Origin of the sequence: Sphingomonas sp. DC4900 (genome assembly GCF_049896485.1) — a bacterium.
Lineage (GTDB): Bacteria > Pseudomonadota > Alphaproteobacteria > Sphingomonadales > Sphingomonadaceae > Sphingomonas > Sphingomonas aquatilis.
In genome coordinates this window covers 35,658-48,282 of sequence record NZ_JAFCUK010000012.1, presented here as the reverse complement: position 1 = coordinate 48,282, position 12,625 = coordinate 35,658, and the positions used below count along the sequence as shown (strand labels likewise).

Annotated in this window: 12 protein-coding genes; 10 read left to right on the top strand and 2 right to left on the bottom strand. The window is 65.9% G+C overall.

The window, feature by feature from the left end:
- The first annotated feature begins 56 nt into the window (after positions 1 to 56).
- Both ACP690_RS13490 and ACP690_RS13485 read left to right on the top strand, forming a co-directional pair.
- Positions 57 to 530, top strand: coding sequence for a hypothetical protein (locus ACP690_RS13490; RefSeq protein WP_167956379.1), 474 nt, complete (start codon positions 57 to 59; stop codon positions 528 to 530).
- A 573-nt stretch (positions 531 to 1,103) separates the two neighbouring features.
- Entirely contained in the window at positions 1,104 to 2,096 is a 993-nt protein-coding gene (locus tag ACP690_RS13485) for an SLOG family protein (RefSeq protein ID WP_426261449.1), read from the top strand.
- A 368-nt stretch (positions 2,097 to 2,464) separates the two neighbouring features.
- Here the strand turns inward: ACP690_RS13485 and ACP690_RS13480 are convergent, their stop codons facing one another.
- Positions 2,465 to 2,842: a hypothetical protein gene (locus tag ACP690_RS13480; protein ID WP_010409127.1), complete on the bottom strand. Its 378-nt coding sequence runs from the start codon at positions 2,840 to 2,842 to the stop codon at positions 2,465 to 2,467.
- Between the two features lie 370 nt (positions 2,843 to 3,212).
- On the opposite strand from ACP690_RS13480, the gene ACP690_RS13475 reads away from it, so the two are divergent.
- Positions 3,213 to 3,767, top strand: coding sequence for a hypothetical protein (locus ACP690_RS13475; protein WP_426261450.1), 555 nt, complete (start codon positions 3,213 to 3,215; stop codon positions 3,765 to 3,767).
- Positions 3,768 to 3,947: 180 nt separating this feature from the next.
- On the opposite strand, the gene ACP690_RS13470 is transcribed toward ACP690_RS13475, so the two are convergent.
- Positions 3,948 to 4,166, bottom strand: a complete 219-nt coding sequence (locus ACP690_RS13470) for a hypothetical protein (protein WP_010409132.1) — start codon at positions 4,164 to 4,166, stop codon at positions 3,948 to 3,950.
- 635 nt (positions 4,167 to 4,801) lie between these two features.
- On the opposite strand from ACP690_RS13470, the gene ACP690_RS13465 reads away from it, so the two are divergent.
- The 7 genes from ACP690_RS13465 to ACP690_RS13435 are packed head-to-tail and all read left to right on the top strand — an operon-like array spanning position 4,802 to position 12,596.
- Positions 4,802 to 4,975 carry a hypothetical protein gene (locus tag ACP690_RS13465; RefSeq protein WP_154651477.1) on the top strand — a complete coding sequence of 58 codons (174 nt, stop codon included), beginning with the start codon at positions 4,802 to 4,804 and terminating at the stop codon, positions 4,973 to 4,975.
- Positions 4,968 to 7,487, top strand: coding sequence for a type IV secretion system DNA-binding domain-containing protein (locus ACP690_RS13460; RefSeq protein WP_167956375.1), 2,520 nt, complete (start codon positions 4,968 to 4,970; stop codon positions 7,485 to 7,487). The genes ACP690_RS13465 and ACP690_RS13460 overlap by 8 nt, the downstream gene beginning before the upstream one ends.
- A gap of 3 nt (positions 7,488 to 7,490) precedes the next feature.
- Positions 7,491 to 10,565: a MobF family relaxase gene (gene mobF / locus ACP690_RS13455; RefSeq protein ID WP_167956373.1), complete on the top strand. Its 3,075-nt coding sequence runs from the start codon at positions 7,491 to 7,493 to the stop codon at positions 10,563 to 10,565.
- Entirely contained in the window at positions 10,562 to 10,804 is a 243-nt protein-coding gene (locus ACP690_RS13450; RefSeq protein WP_273335391.1) for a hypothetical protein, read from the top strand. The genes mobF and ACP690_RS13450 overlap by 4 nt, the downstream gene beginning before the upstream one ends.
- Complete coding sequence (locus ACP690_RS13445) at positions 10,801 to 11,127, top strand: hypothetical protein (RefSeq protein WP_035386408.1); 327 nt, start codon at positions 10,801 to 10,803, stop codon at positions 11,125 to 11,127. The genes ACP690_RS13450 and ACP690_RS13445 overlap by 4 nt, the downstream gene beginning before the upstream one ends.
- On the top strand, positions 11,117 to 11,848 hold the full coding sequence (locus ACP690_RS13440) for a type IV secretion protein (RefSeq protein WP_426261451.1): 732 nt from the start codon (positions 11,117 to 11,119) through the stop codon (positions 11,846 to 11,848). Before ACP690_RS13445 ends, ACP690_RS13440 begins: the two co-directional genes overlap by 11 nt.
- Complete coding sequence (locus ACP690_RS13435; RefSeq protein ID WP_010409145.1) at positions 11,835 to 12,596, top strand: hypothetical protein; 762 nt, start codon at positions 11,835 to 11,837, stop codon at positions 12,594 to 12,596. Before ACP690_RS13440 ends, ACP690_RS13435 begins: the two co-directional genes overlap by 14 nt.
- Positions 12,597 to 12,625: the final 29 nt, after the last annotated feature.

Genomic DNA, 12,625 nt, shown 5'->3' with positions numbered 1-12,625 from the left:
GGTGCTTCGCACCGCGGCCTTGCGCCAGCGCGCGCTCACCTGAAAGGTCCGGCACCATGACCGTCCAGCGCGACATGTTCGACGGCGACCCGTTCGCGCCCGAGCCGATACCTGCGGCACCGGACCCGGTCGCTCGGGTCGACGAGCCGGCACCCGCCGGCGGCGACCACGACGGCAATGCCGTCGCGCTCGCCCCGCTGGCGGTGCCGTGCGGCTTCCGCAACCGTCGCAATGAACCCTGCCGGCGTCTCGCCGAGCGACCCATCCTGATGAACGGCCAGCCCTTCGTCCATCGTGGTCACCAGCTGCTCCAGTGTCCGCGTTCCTGCTGGCTAGACGATGACAGCGCGGTCGAGCCGGACATTGCTGACCGGATCGGTGAAGATATCCGGTTCGCAACCGAACCGGATATCCAGACCGACCCGCACGGCGAGGACCCCGATGCCAACCGCGATCCAGACGACCCGGGAATCCAGGAGATGCCGGATTACGATGCCGGGGATGACGGTGGCGAGTATGAATCGGACTGATCCTGCTGATCCTGCTGTGCTGGCTGTGGGACGGCCGTAGAGGGGCAGGGCGGGGCGTCCCGCCTTGTGGGCGGGACCGGGCTCTATTCGGCCCTGGCGGGCCTCACGGAGCCCCCTGGCGGGGTCTCCGCCCTGCGGGTGACGATCCCTATGCCGGCGCCGGGCGTCCTGCGCGCGGGCGACGGCAGCTGGTTCGCCCTCTCGGGCTCACTGGCGCTGCCTCTACGGCGCTGCGCCGTGCCGGCGCATCACCGCCGCCCGTGCTCGGTCCGACCCGGCGTGCCCACCACAACATAATATTTTCTCTCTCTGTGATGAGGAAGTCTGGCATGCGGGGTTGGCGGGCCGTCAAGGACGCGCGGTCCCCCCAATTTTCACGCACCCTTCCGTCTCCGCTTCGCTCCGCCTCCAGGGCACGAGAAAATCGGCTCCCCCGCGCGCGAGCGTTAACCGGGGTCCGCGACCCTGCGGGCCGCGGCTTCCCGGTTAACGTCCCTGACCGCCCTGACCGCCGCATGCCGGATGAGATTCCTCACCGAGAGAAGGTGAGATTTTCAACTCATGGAGGCTATCATGACCAAGTACAGCAACTTCAACGACATGGGCCGCGCGATCAACGAGCGCCGCGCCGACGAGCACACCACCGAGACCTATCAGGGGGCGTTCATCGAGGCGAGCGAGATGGCGAAGCTTTCCATCGTCAGCGAAGCCGAGAAGCTGGACATGCCCGACCCGGAGCAGGCCGCACACGCCGTCGAGCAGATGCTGGCGACGATGTTCGACGTGTTCCGCGACACTCGCATGGAGGAGTTCGCCGCCGACCTCGCATGGGGCTTCGTCAACAGCTTCCACATGGTGGCCAAGCGCATGGAGGGCCGTGAGGATGACGCCGCCAAGAAACTTGGCGACCTGGTGCGCAGCTACGACCCCTCGGAGATCTACGCGGTGGAGCTCGAAGAGACCCAGCTGCTCTGCCAGACCCTCGAGAATTGCGCCGAGGCGATGCGCTGCATGCGGGACCACGCCGGGAACGTGTATCGCGTCGAGACCGGACGGCCCTTCTCGACCGTCCGCGGCAGCAGGGTGTCGTCCAAGCTGACCGCCTCGATGATCGACGGTGCCGACTATCTGGCGGCACGCGCGGCAAAGCGTCGGGACGAGCACAACCCGAGCGGCCCGATTGTCGCCTTCTCGGGCGGCATGGAATGGCACGACCACGAGCAGCTCTTCGAACGCCTCGACCAGATCAAGCGTCGCATCCCGTCGATGGTCCTGATGACCACCGCCATGAACAAGGGTGCCGACGCCATCGCAGCGTCGTGGGCGGCCTCGCGCGAGGTCAAGCTGGTGCGCATGTTCCTCGACAAGCGCCACGGCAACCGGGGCGGGTTCCTCCGCAACGACCGCATCGCCTCGCTGCGTCCCGTCGAAGCGATCGTCTGCGAAGGATCGGGCGTCCAGATCGACTTCGCTCGCAAGTTGCGTACCGCCGGCGTACCGCTCCACGTCTTCCGCAAGGACGGACAGGCACCGGTGCAGCCGAGCCAGCGCAGCCGCCGCGCCTGACGCACCCACGGAAGGGCTCCGGGCAACCGGAGTCCTTCCCCTTTTTTACGTCGCCCTGGGCGGCGCTCCGGGGCATCGAGCCCCATCGCGCCGCGTGGGACTGACCTATCGGTCGATCACGCCACGTTGCCCGCTCGGCACGGCTCGCTCGCGGCAGGGCAATGCCGTCGCATTGCCACTGCCAGCTACGCCTCGCCGGTGCCGGGGTCGATACCGACACCCGTCGCATCGCCTCGCTCGCTTTGCGGTCATCGCTGAATGCGATGACCAGCGCGCTACGCCTCGGCCGATACGACTGGCGATCGTCGTTGAACACCAATCGGCACGCCTCGCTTGCTTCACGGCGATCCCTTCGGATCGCCGGTTCGCTACGCATCGCCGTGCCGATCGCGTTGGCTTATCGACCGCGCCGTCTCGCTCGCATCGCGGCCACGCCTGCGCGTGTCACGCTCGCTACGCATCGACCGGCGCGGTTCAACCGGCGTCACGCTTGCGGCATCAGCACGGCTCGCTGGCGGGCGCGGCGATGCCGTCGCATCGCCTGCACTGCCGCTGCGCATCGCGCCGTGCCGATCGCACCCATTGATCGGCCACGCCGTCTCGCTCGCATCGCGGCCACGCCTGCGCATGTCGCGCTCGCTACGCATCGACCGGCGCGTCTCACCCGGCATGTCGCTTGCCGCATCGGCACGGCTCGCTGGCGGGCGCGGCGATGCCGTCGCATCGCCTGCGCTGCCGCTGCGCATCGCACCGTGCCGATGCCATCGCGCAGGAGCTGACCGGCACGGCTCGCTCGCTTCACGGCGATCCCTTCGGATCGCCGGTTCGCTACGCCTCGCTCGTGCCGATCGCACCCGCTTATCGACCGCGCCCGTCTCGCTCGCATCGCGGCCACGCCTGCGCGTGTCGCGCTCGCTACGCATCGACCGGCGCAGTCCGACCGAAGCCCGGCTCGCTCGCGGTGCCGCAATGCCTGCGCATTGCGAGCACCAGCTACGCATCGCTCGGGCACCCGGTCCTGCGGACCGACCCATGACCCCGTGATCGGCCATGCCGATCCTGACGGATCGGAAGGGGAGGGGAACCGGAGATGATGGTTCCAATGGGAGACAGACCATGTCGATCACCTTCTTCCTCAGCGTCGATCGCAAAGCCGACGCCGCGCCCGCCGTCATCACCGCCCGCCAGCTTGCCGCGTTCCGCGCCTTCGCCCGCGAACGTGGCCAGCTGCTCGAAGACGAGGATGATGACCCCCTCGTGTCGTGCTCGTTCGAAGCTCGCGTCTGCCCCTGGTCGCTCGCGTCGATCTGCGCGATCTTCGATCACGATGTGGGTGTCATCGCCGTGGTCGAGGAAGCCCAGTTCCGTGGCCTCAACGTGCGCTTCTGGCACGATGACGCGACCCGCACGATCACGATGCGCGTCGCCAGCACCCCGGACGGCGCAGCGGAGATCAATCTCGCGAACGGCAACGCCTTCCACGTCCTCGATGCGCTACGACTTTCGGACGATAATTGCGGGAGCATGCCCATCGGGCAACTACGCGAGACACTCGGCCAGCCCTATGTTCGCCGCGACCTTGGTCGCCTCGATGGTCGTTACCTCGAACGCTTCGACACCCTCGCTGCTCAGGCCGACACCAGTGACGGGATACGCATGGTCTGGGGATAGCCTCCCTCCAGTCGCCATCGCGTCGGGGGGCATCGGGCTTCGCCTCGATGCTCCCCATTCTTTTGCCTGAATGGACCGAAGCGTCGCCAGCTCAGCCCAAGCATTGAAAAGGGGAGCGCCTAACGGCAGCTCCCCTTCTATTTGCATGATGGGCTTGAGCCCGCTTTCGCGCTGACCCGCTTACGCGGTCAGGCGCTTCACGGTCTCGGCGATCCCGAGTTTCTTGATCGCTCCAATGATCGCGCTGAACTGGGCAGGATCGGCCTTCATCAACCCCGACCGTTCCACCTCCTTCAGCAGCTCCGAACGCTCACGATCGGCCAGTTGCTTGCGGCGTTCGTTGAGCCGCTGTTCGTCCGCCTCAAGCTGTGCCCGTTCCTGCTCGATACTCCGTGCCATATGACCTGCCTTTTCTGATCGTGGATCGGCCTCCATTTCCCACGATGCCAGCACCGCTCCACCGGCACAATAGCGACACTCATAATCGCTCGCTGGTCCGGCTTTACCGGACCAGCATGAGGCGACGGACACTGACCTTCGGCCAGGTCCGTCGTCGGGCGGGATTGCTCCGCCCAATACCCTTCGGTCCAGTCCGGTGGTCGCCTGCCTGCGGCGCTTACTCTCCCGGAACCCAGTCCAATGATCGGACATCCAGCCATGATGCCACCACCACCGCGACAGTCCCTAAGGATTTGCACACCGTACGCGGCACGCCGCAGGTTAGGTGTCTGTAATTGCCGGTGTTTGCAGGGGCAAACATGTTTGCCCCTGCAAACGCCTTGGTGGTTCTCCCCTAAGCGCTTGAGAACGCGCGAAAATCCCTGTTTGCAGGGTGAATGCGTTTTCACTCTATACCTCGGGACCAGGCTGTAGTATTTTCCACTCTCCGAAAACCCCACCAGCCACTTTCAAGTGGGTGGTGAATGTCTAACTCGACGATAGCTTTCAGACTTTCGTCTGAAGAGATTGCGGCACTTGATCGTGTAGCCGCGAAACGGTCGTGCTCCCGGTCTGAGGCCGCGCGCACTGCGCTTATGTTCGGTATCCGTTTCGCTGAGGCCGAGCATACTTTCAACATCACCCGTGCGGTCCTCGTTCTCGAGTACATGCAGGCGGCGATCGACGTGATTATCACACGCGATCACGGCGACGTCGTACCCCAGCTTCGCGAAGCCGCGAAGGAGCGCCTGGCGACGTTCCATGCGTAGCGGCGACATCCGGTTCAACGGTCAGGCGGCGACCGTAAAGCACCATTCCGCGCGGGGGCGGATCACCCGCAACTCGGGCAATTTCACCCGCGGTTCGCAGCTTCTCGCCAGTCAGTACAAGATGACCTGGGCGGGCCTCCAGGTGCCCATCTGGATATGGCTGGGGACGTTCATCGTCCTGTTCAATATCTTCGTCTGGCTGGGCCTCGCCGAGCATGAATTCCAGCTCGACCTGATGAAGCTCTATTCCGCCATCTGGACGTGGGTCGGCGGGGACAAATTCCACCTCATCAACCTGACCTTGCCAAACGGCATCGTGACCAAGGTTCCGATCGGCTACGTCCCCTACGAACCCCATGTCGTTCATGCCTGGGCGAAGACGGTCAAGATCTTCCTGACGACACTCGTCATGTCGGCCTTCATCGCAGCACCGATCATCATGTGGTTCATCATGTGGGCAAACAAGCGCGGCAGCGACATGCTCCAGGAACGCCACAACCGCGGCGCCCTGTTGGTCGAGCGTGACGTGCTCGTCAAAACTGTCAGCGGCCACAACCGGCGCAAGTTCCGCACCGAGTGCGCCGAACACGATCCGCCGTACGTCCCCGAACTCGTCGCCAAGGCTCCGATCCTCGATCGGATCGACCGGGGCATCCACGTTCCATACACGATCGCCGGCATCCCCTATCCGTGGCGGCTCGAACAGAGCCATACCATGCTCATCGGCACCACCGGCACCGGCAAGACGACCCAGCTGCGCAGCCACGTCTCGCAGCTTCGCGCGCGCGGTCATCGCGCGGTCATCTTTGACCTGACCGGCGTGTTCGTGGAGACGTTCTACAACCCAGAAACCGACGTCATTCTCAACCCTATGGACGAGCGTTGCGCGCCGTGGACGCTGTTCGACGAATGCCGCAACTATGCCGATTTCGTTTCGGCCGCATCGGCCCTCATTCCCTCGCATCCCGACGACAAGGAACCGTTCTGGCAGAACGCCGCGCGGATGCTCTTCATCGAGATGTGCCTGAAGCTTCAGGAGATGGGTGAAGCGAACAACGCCGCGATCGCGCACCACCTGATGCAGGCCGATCTGAAGTCGATCAACGCCAAGCTCGATGACACCATCGCCGCCCCGCTGACGACCGAGAAAGCCGCCCGCATGGCGGAATCGATCCGCTCGGTTCTGAACGTCAACGGACAGGCGCTACGCTTCATGCCGGACCCTGTCCCGGGCGGCCCGCCCGCCTTCTCGATCCGCGACTGGATCGCGACCGACAATCGCGACGGCTCGATCATGTTCATCACCGGCTCGTACAACGACCTCGAGATGACCCGCGGTCTGTTCACGCTGTGGATCGATCTGGCCGTCAACAACCTCATGCGCCTGCCCAAGACCCGTGACCTGCGGACCTGGTATCTGTTTGACGAAGTCCATGCGCTTCACGCGCTTCCTGGTATCGAGCATGGCCTCCAGTCGGCCCGCAACTTCGGCGGTGCGTTCGTCCTTGGGATCCACTCGTTCGACAAGCTGGTCGCGACCTATGGCTTGCAGAACGCGACCGCGCTCACCGGACTTGCGCGCACCAAGCTGATCCTCGCCACCGCCGATCGAACCACAGCCGAAAAGTGCTCCGAGTTCATCGGCAGCCGCGAGGTCCGCCAGATGGATGAGGCCTACAGCTACGGCTACAACAACACCCGCGACGCCTCGACCCTCACGCCTCGCACGGCGATCGAGCCGCTGGTCATCCCCGACGACATCAACAACCTGCCGTCGCTCCACGGCTTCGTGAAGTTTCCCGATGGATTTCCCGCTGCGCGGATCGAACTCAAATACCGCTCCTATGCCGAGGTCGCGCCGGGGGCGGTGCCCCGCAAGAACTTCAAGCCTACCGAATACGTCTCGCCGGAAGACCGGCGTCGTCAGAACACCCGGAACAATGGCGCGGATGAGGGGGGTGAGGGTGGCCGCGAGCATACCCCCACACGGCCTGTGGGGGGCGTGGAGGCGAAGGAAAGGCAAGAGCCGGACCTGACCGCCTCGCAGCCCGAGAAGCCGCGTAGCGAGGCTGAAAAGGCGGCTGCGGCGATGGAGGTCACCGGGTCGCTGCCGGTGGTGATCGATCAGATAACCGGCAAGGGCGTCGCCAGCAGCCCGACCGGCGTCGATGCCGTCCGCGCGTCGGATGCCGCAACGAGGGTCGGGGGCGAACCTTCCAAGCCTGTGACGGGAGGTTCATCCAGTCTGGATGCCCAACTCGGCGGCATGGGCGTGTCCCTGATCGAGAACCGTGCGGGTCCGCAGAGCGGGGTGGATCCGACGCGCGGCGAGGCGTCACGCCATGCCCCGGAAAGCCGGTCCGATCGCGGTGATGCCGATCGCCACGAGGACCAGGCGACCCGCGAATTGCGCGATGGGTTTGCGACGCAGCGCGACCCCGATCACCACCATCGTCATCACGGCCCGGATCATTCGCCGGAGATCGATGACGACATGGACATGGGGATGTAGCCGATGCTGTCGATCGCTTCCGTCAAGTCCGCCTCCGGCGCGGCGCAGTATTTCGCCAAGGACGATTACTACACCGCCGAGCATTCGTCCGAGGCGACCGCCTGGGGCGGGGTGGGCGCGGCCGACCTTGGCCTCAAGGGCGAGGTGACCAAGGAAGACTTCGAGAAGATCCTCAACGGCGAGATGCCCGATGGCGAAAAGGTCGGGCAGGTCGAGGGTCGCAGGCTCGGTGTCGACCTGACCTTCTCGATGCCGAAGTCCGCCAGCGTAATGGCCTATGTCGCTGGCGACACCCGTGTCCTCACCGCGCATATGAACGCCGTAAAGGCGACGATGGGATGGGTCGAGAAGACCTTCGCCGAAGGCCGCACCTACGATCAGTCCAGGTCAGGGGATGCGGTGCGAACCGGCAACCTCGTCTATGCGCTGTTCCAGCACGACACGAGTCGCGCGCTCGATCCACAGGGCCACATCCATGTCCTGATCGCCAACATGACCAAGATGGCGAACGGGGCATGGCAGGCGCTCCACAACCAGCAGCTGTGGAAGAACAACACGACCATCGGCGCGGCCTACCACGCGCAGTTTCGCGCCGAGCTGGCGAAGATCGGCTACGAGACCAGCGTCACCGGCAAGCACGGCCAGTTCGAGATCGCCGGCGTGCCCAAGCAGGTGATCGACACCTTCAGCCAGCGGCGCGCCGATATCCTGGCGAAAGCCGGCGAACTCGGTGTCACCTCCGCCGAGGCGTTGCGCAAGGTGACCAACAATACCCGCGACGCCAAGCTGAACGTCGAGGATCGCGATGCCCTGCGTCAGGAGTGGCGCGACCGGGCGGCCGCGCTCGGGTTCGACGGCAAGGCGCTGGTCGATGCCGCGCGCGAGCGTGCTGGCGCCAGCGGCCTCGATGCCCAGCCACGACCGATGGAGCGCCTCGGTGACGTCCTGGCCAATCTCCGCGAAAGCCTGGGCGAGTTATTCCGACCCGCCGATCCGCTCGTCGCCAGCGGCCTCGACCGGCTGCGCATCGCGCCGGTGGATCTGCGCGCCCAGCACGCCGTCGCCTCCGCGATCCGCATCCATGCCCAACGCGAAGCCGCGTTCGCGGTGCCGGACATCACCAGGACCGCGCTCGACCTCGGGCTGAAGGGTGTCACCGCCGCGCATGTCGACGCGCGCGTCTCCGAGCTCATCCGCAACGAGAAGCTGATTCCGGGCAAGGATGACCGGATCGACAGCGTCGTCACCCATGTCACGACGCCCGAGGCGCTCGCGACGGAGCGCGGCATCCTTGCAGAGATCGAGCGCGGCAAGGGGGAGGGGCGGGTGATCGTCTCCGCCGACACCGTCATCGAGCGGATCAACGCCGCATCGGGCGACAAGGAACTCAACGCAGGCCAGATGGCGGCCGCGACGATGGCGCTGACCTCCGCCGATCGTATCGTCGCGGTCCAAGGCGTCTCGGGCGCCGGCAAGTCGACCATGCTGGCGAGCGTCGCGCGCAACGTCGAGCAGGAGGGCGGCAAGGTGGTCGGCCTCGCGCTCATGAAGGCGACCGCCGATCGCCTCGGCGCGGAAGCCGGGATCGAGAGCCGCACCGTCTCCTCGTTCGTCCACAGCTATGCCCGCCACGCGCTCGCTGGGAAGGGAGCGGGCTATGACGGCGCGCGCGACGCGCTCGCCGGCACGACGCTGATCCTCGACGAAGCCTCGATGGTGGGTTCCGACCAGATGAAGCACCTGGTCGGCATCGCCAATGCGCTCGGCGTCGATCGCTTCCTGATGATCGGCGATCGCCAGCAGATCACCGCGGTCGACGCCGGCAAGGCGTTCGCGCTCGCGCAGGCCGGCGGGATCACGATGGCGCGGATGGACGAGAATCTGCGCCAGCGCACCGAGCAGCTGCGCACCGTCGCCGCGCTGACCAACCGCGGCGAGGTGCGCGAGGCGATGGCGATGCTCGGCGACAAGGTCACCGCCAACCCCGAGCATGTGAAGGCCGCGGCCGAACACTGGCTGGGCCTAACCCCCGAACAGCGCGAGACCACCGCGATGTTCTCGTCGGGCCGCGTCGCGCGCGCAGAGCTCAACGTGCGCATCCAGGACGGCCTCGCCGCGGAGGGCACGTTGAAAGGGGACGGCGTCGTCACCCCGGTCCTCGACAAGGTCAACGTCACGCGCGAGGAACTCCGCTACGCGCATACCTATAAGCCCGGCCAGGTGATCGACCTGCGCCATGCCATGCGCGAGCTCGGCCTCAGCCCCGGCACCTATGACGTGCTCGGCGTCGACGCGAAGGGCCGCGTTCAGGTCCAGATCGGCAACCGGGTACGGACCTTCGATCCGCAGAAGATATCGCCGGTCGACAAGACCGACGCGATGCAGCTCGCCCAGCGCGAGCAGATCAAGCTGCATGAGGGCGACAAGATCCGCTGGACCCAGAACGACAAGGACCGCGGCCTCAACAACAACGATATCGCCCGCGTCGTCTCGGCCGACCCGTCGGGGATCAAGGTGGAGGCGAGCGACGGCACGCTCCACGAGCTGAAGGCGGGCGATCCGATGATGGAACGGATCAGCCTCGCCTACGCGCTCAACATGCACGCGGCGCAGGGCATCACCACCGATACCGCGATCGCGGTGATGAGCCACAAGGAATCTAACCTCTCCAACCAGCGCCTGTTCAACGTCACCGTTACGCGCGTCCGCGACGACATCCAGCTGTTCACCGACGACCGCGAGAAGCTGACCGCCGCGATCGAGCGCAACGAGGGCAACAAGACCTCGGCACTCGAGACCACCGGCGCGCTGTCGATCGACCCCGATCGCGGCGCTGCCGGCACAGCGGCGAAAGCCGGCGCGGGCGAGACGTTCAACCCTTCGCTGCCGCCCGACCTCGATCGCGGACCGGAGAAAGTCGGAGGCGAGCCGAGCGCAGATACAGCCCGCCCCTCGACCGGCGGCAAGATCGACATCCGTACCGATCCCTCGCTCGACCTCTCCCGGTTCAGCGTCCCGGTCGAGCCCAAAGGCCCTGAACTTCCCTACCCCGAAAAGGACATCGGACTGGAGCTATGAGCATGACCACGTCGCCACCGACCTGGGATCAGGTGATCGCCACGAAACATTGGCACGCCTGCGATCTCGACACCCATACGCTCGCGCAATGCAGCCAGCTCGCGCGGCGCGACGATGCGCTCGACTGGGGCGGCGAAACGCTCGCGATGGCCGCGATATTCGGCCTGACCTACGTCTTACTCCTGCCGCTCACCCGCCCGCTGCGTGCCCTCCGGGTCCGGCCCGAGCCAGCACGATGAGCCTCGCCGACCGCGACTATATGCACGGGGCTCCCCGCATCGGCCGGACCTCGCGGCTCGACACGCCGCCCTGCGATGCGATCGAGGGCGCGTCCGAGCATCTCCAACAGGCCCGCAGGAAGCCCGTGGAGCCACGGTCAACCGCGCCGCGCGTGCTCGTCCCCCTGACGCGCCGGCTGCGTCAGGCGGGGCTCCTGGCGGCCGTGGTGGCGGCTTTCACCTTCGCCTGGGCGGTCGGATGCGGAATCGTCAGCGCGTCGCTCCACACCGATGGTGGAATTTTCGTTCCGCCCGCAACCCAAGGTACGCCCGGTGGACGGTAGTTTCCCTTTTCGCTTCCGGCGCCAACCCGAGCCGACGCACGCGACCCTCACGATCGCCGAAACCGCGGATCTGACGGCAGCGGCGCTTGAAGCGGTCCGCGCCGGTGACGGGGGCCGGCTCGCGGTATTCGGCGATGGCGACGCGATCGCCGAACTCGCCGACCAGGTCCGCGACCAGCTGATCGACCCCGCGCGCGGCAACTGGGACTTCTTCGCAGACCATCCGAGCGACTATGCACGCTCGTCCGCGATCGAAGCGTTCCTTCCCGACGATCCTGACGTTTGCTCGGGCTACACCTGCGCTTCGCGCTATGTGCTGCTCCGCGCGATCCAGCATGCCGGCGATGAACCTGGTGCGACCCTTTCGGCCGTCCGCGATCTGATACGGGATCTCCCGCCGGAAGCCGTCGCAGAGGCGGCGGGACACGATTCTGGAAACGGTCACGCCCTGCGTTGGGGAATGACCGTGCTGGCCGGCGTGCGACGAGCGACCCACGCTTTCGCCGACCACGACCGGCTGATGCCCAGGATCTCCATCGCGCGCTGGCTGGCAGGATCGGCGTCGACCATCCTGTTCGTACGACGCGAACCTGGACTGACTTCGAGCGAGGTTGTCGCCGTCGAGGCCTCGCTGCGCGATCACGCGATGCTGTCCAGAATGGACGTGTTTCCCCTGGCTCTCCCCTCGCAGTCGATGGAGATGGTCGATGGGCATCGATGATCGCGACTATATGCGCGATCGCTACCGCAAGCGGCAGGGGCTCGATCCCGGTGCGACGCAATGGAACGATCGCAAGGCACGGGTCGAGCTGAACCGCTTCGGGTTCAGGAAATCGGTGCCGCTGGGGAGCGCGAGCTGGATATCTGGCGGATCGAAAGGGTCGTGGTTCGAAGCCAGGAACAGGGGCCACGATTATCAGCGCGGTCGATGGCGGCCCCGCCCGCGCTTCACGCCGGCCCCTTACTGGCAGGCGCTGGGCGTCGGTGTTGCCATCGCACTGGTCCTTGCGGCCTGGGCCGGGCAGGGCCAGATCAAGCGCGCAACCTCCAGCCTGTTCGCGTCAATCGTGGGGACGAACACCGGTTTTCCGGAATCGGGAACGGTCGCCGTCTCCTCCAGCGTCGACCTGCGAACCGTCAGAAGCCACCTGACCATTCAGGGTGCGGCAGACAATAGCATCGTCCAGCTGCTCGATCCGGCGACGGCGAAGAACCGGCTGTCGGTCTATGTCCGCGCCTTCGAGCGTGTCACCGTGCCAGCCCCGCTCGGCCAATATCGCGTCCGCTTCATCCACGGCCGCGAATGGGCAGATTCTCGGACCTTCTTCGGCAAGGGCACGCTGCACGACGAGGTTGCCGGCGTGATGCTGTTCACGCGACGGGTCGGGCACACGCTCGATCTTCGTCTGGGGGCCGACAGCAATCTCGTGGTCCGGCGCATCGCCGCCAAACCGGCCTCGATCCAGTGACACTGTCCTTCATCCACGCGCGGGGATTT